Annotated in this window: 4 protein-coding genes; 1 reads left to right on the forward strand and 3 read right to left on the reverse strand. The window is 62.9% G+C overall.

Going from position 1 to position 3170, the window contains the following annotated elements:
• Window positions 1-83: 83 nt before the first annotated feature.
• The 3 genes from EN939_RS27085 to EN939_RS27095 form a co-directional block, all read right to left on the reverse strand.
• Window positions 84-623: a copper chaperone PCu(A)C gene (locus EN939_RS27085; RefSeq protein ID WP_127270813.1), complete on the reverse strand. Its 540-nt coding sequence runs from the start codon at window positions 621-623 to the stop codon at window positions 84-86.
• A 97-nt stretch (window positions 624-720) separates the two neighbouring features.
• Window positions 721-1077 (reverse strand): DUF2946 family protein, encoded by a 357-nt coding sequence (locus tag EN939_RS27090; RefSeq protein ID WP_127270815.1) that lies wholly within the window; start codon window positions 1075-1077, stop codon window positions 721-723.
• A gap of 196 nt (window positions 1078-1273) precedes the next feature.
• Window positions 1274-2176, reverse strand: a complete 903-nt coding sequence (locus EN939_RS27095) for a GntR family transcriptional regulator (RefSeq protein WP_127270817.1) — start codon at window positions 2174-2176, stop codon at window positions 1274-1276.
• Between the two features lie 228 nt (window positions 2177-2404).
• Between EN939_RS27095 and EN939_RS27100 the strand changes: the two genes are divergently transcribed.
• Window positions 2405-3170: UxaA family hydrolase (locus EN939_RS27100; protein ID WP_164751250.1), on the forward strand; the 766-nt coding region annotated here is incomplete at its 3' end.

The following is a 3170-nucleotide window of genomic DNA, read 5'->3' on the forward strand; positions in this document are numbered from 1 at the left end:
GAGCGCGAGAAGTGCGCCGGCCGACAAAAGATATTTGTTCATGATGGTCCCTCGGATTTTCAAAATTTGTCGAACCGGCCGGATCAATTGGCGTGATCGTCCATGGCGCCACCGCCCATGCCTTCGACAGCGAAATCGACGCTGACGGCGCCGGCCTTTTCGAAGGTCAGGACGGCGGAGAACTTTTCGCCCTGTTTGGGTTGCCGCTTCAGGCCGATGAACATCAAATGATAGCCGCCAGGGGCAAGCGCGACCTTGCCGCCGGCCGGAATTTCCAGGCCGCCGGCAACCGGCCGCATGGTCATGACGCCGTCCTTGACGCCCATCTCATGCAGCTCGGCCTTTTCAGAAACATCGGACGAAATCGACACCAGCCGGTCCGGTGCACTGCCATTGTTGGTGACGGTGAAATAACCCCCGGCCACTTTGGCACCGGCAGGTGTGGCGCGCGACCAGGGGTGGCCGATCTCGAGATCGCCAAGTTTGAACTCATGCGCGAGGACGGACTGGGCGCCTGTGAACAGCAGCGCAAGAGCCAGCACGGCAATGCCGACACGCTCTTCGATGCCGCGTAGAATGCCGCCGGGCGCAGGACGCGCGGCGTCAGGGAAAAAATAGGACATGGTTGCTCCATGAAGTGATGGTCGCGCCGTTGCCGGTCGCGAGCAGTTTGATCTTTGGATGGGTACGCCCACGAAAGGTTCCGCCGGGCAAACAGGCTCAGGCCGTCAGCGGCGGCGCGCGCGGGTTCGACGGCGAGCGCTCACGCGCAAAGTCGAGATGAATGGCCGCCGGGAAGACAAAGGCGACCGTTTCAAAGGAAAGGCTGTGCAATGCTAGCCCGGCATCGGGCGGCGGCGCAAAGGCCGCCGAAACCATGCTGCAGCCGAGCACGCAGCATGCCGGAAGATGGGAGGGACGCTGGTCGCCGCCCGGAAGCTGGGTGGCGCCATCATGGGTACAGATGACGTTGCCGAACGCATCGAGCTGCGATGCGTTGGGACCGGCGCCGAAGGCGAATGCGCCAAGCGTCGACTGGAGCAACAGCAAGTAGGCCGCGACAAGCGCGACCGGCATGCTCCACCGTCTCCTCGATACGCCCAAAGCCCTGCCTCTTCACAGCAACGCGACATACCTAGCACGGGGCTGGCGGGTGGAAAATCGCCAAATCACCGCTGCGGCAACGCGGCATATCAATGCATGTCGCCCAAAAGGGTGCGGCGGTTTTGGGACAACGACATGCATGAAACAAGACTCTGAGCCTCAGCGCGGCTCAGGATTTTTGTAGCGACCGGCTCTCCGGGATCGAGGTCAGCAATGTCTGGCGCGCCGACTTCAGATGCTTGCGGCAGGCGGCGTCGACCTTGCCGAGGTCGCGCGATTTCAGCGCCTCGATATAGACCAGATGCTCGCCGATCGCGACTTCGTTGCGTTCGCGTTCCTGCGCCTTGTTCCACTGGTAGTGGTAGTGGAAGATCATGGCGATGACATCGTAGAAATCGACGATGAAGCGGTTATGCGATGCCCGGTGGATGAGTCTGTGCAAGCGCTCATCCAGCTCGGAGAATTCGTTGAAGCGGGTGGAGATCTCGTTTGCCAGCTGGCGATGCTCGTCTTCCAGACGGTCGAGATCGGCCCAGACCGCGCTGTCCTGCGGCAGAGCGGTGAAGGCGGCCGCCGAGCGCAGTTCGAACATTTCGCGGATTTCGGTCAGCTCCAGCGCGAAGGCGCGCGTAAAGCCCTTCAGCACCCAATGGCTGTTGCGGCGCTTCTCGATCAGGCCGAAGCGGGAGAAGCGGATCAGGAACTCGCGCACGCTGGTGGTGCCGACGCCGATCTCACGCGCCAGTTCGAGTTCGTTGATCTGCATGCCGGCTTCGGCGCCGCCGGCGAGCAGCCTGCGCATGAACGACCGTTCGATGATCTCGGCCAGCGTGTCGGTCTCTTCTTCGGGGAAAAAATCGTCCGGACGCGCTTCGCGCAGCACCGTCTTGGCGCGCTTGTCCCAGGCGATCAGCCCTGTCTCTTCCATGCGCGCAAGAATGGTGCGGACGGTCGTACGGCTGACGCCAAGCAAGGTGCCCAGTTCCGGCTCCGAAGGCAGGCTGCGCGTTTCGTCGAGCAGCCGCAGGCAGCGGTTGTAGGCATCCTTGTAGACGTTGTTGCTCTTCGACATCCCTGACCCGTTGCACGCCGTCGCTTGCGGCGGCCGGTTTGAAGCGCAATATGACGTTCCCATGGCCCTGAGAAGCGAAATTGCTTCCCGGAACAACCAAGGACATGCGGAACTCCCCAGTGAAAAAACAATTGACGCAAAACTGTTTTTTCACGATAAAAGACAATATCTCTAAACAGACGCGTGTCAATCCGTCCGCGCAACCCAGGATCACCCAGGAAACCGCCCGTGAACGCCTCCAACTGCATTCTCCTGTCCCCCGCCGACAATGTCGCCGTCGCCAATGGCCGCATCGAGATCGGCACCGCGCTGCCGGGCGGTGCCGTCGCCAGTGCGCTGATCGAGCCCGGCCACAAGGTGGCGATCCAGCCGATCGCCGTCGGCGAGGCCGTGGTAAAATACGCCCAGGCGATCGGTCGCGCGACACAGGATATTGCAGCGGGCGAGCACGTTCATTCGCACAATCTGGTTTTCGAATCCGGCCGCTTGCCGGTCGTGCCGCCGAGCGAGGCCGAGCACGCGACGGAGGCCGACCGGGCCCGCACCTTCATGGGCTATCGCCGCGCCGATGGCCGCGCCGGCACGCGCAACTTCATCGGCATCGTCGCCAGCGTCAATTGCTCGGCCACCGTCTGCCATTCCATCGCCGACACCGCCAACCGCACGCTGCTGCCTAAATATCCCGGCATCGACGGCTTCGTGCCGATCGTCCACGGCCAGGGCTGCGGCATGAGCGGCACCGGCGACGGCATGATGGTGCTGCACCGCACGCTTGCCGGCTATGCCCGCCACCCGAATTTCGGCGGCGTGCTGATGGTCGGCCTCGGCTGCGAGGTCAACCAGCTCACCCTCTACGGCCAGAAGGGCGTCGCTGCCGGCAAGCGCCATTTCAACATCCAGGACGCCGGCGGATCGCGCAAATCGGTGGAAAAGGCGATGGGCGTGCTGGCCGAGATCGCCGAGGAAGTCGGCCAGCTGAAGCGTGAGCCGATCC

It is taken from the genome of Mesorhizobium sp. M7A.F.Ca.CA.002.05.1.1 (assembly GCF_003998335.1).
Taxonomy (GTDB): domain Bacteria; phylum Pseudomonadota; class Alphaproteobacteria; order Rhizobiales; family Rhizobiaceae; genus Mesorhizobium.

Excerpts from the sequence above, each read along its gene's own strand:
- EN939_RS27085 (WP_127270813.1), bottom strand. The coding sequence starts at position 623 with ATGTCCTATTTTTTCCCTGACGCCGCGCGTCCTGCGCCCGGCGGCATT.
- EN939_RS27090 (WP_127270815.1), bottom strand. The coding sequence starts at position 1,077 with ATGCCGGTCGCGCTTGTCGCGGCCTACTTGCTGTTGCTCCAGTCGACG.
- EN939_RS27095 (WP_127270817.1), bottom strand. The coding sequence starts at position 2,176 with ATGTCGAAGAGCAACAACGTCTACAAGGATGCCTACAACCGCTGCCTG.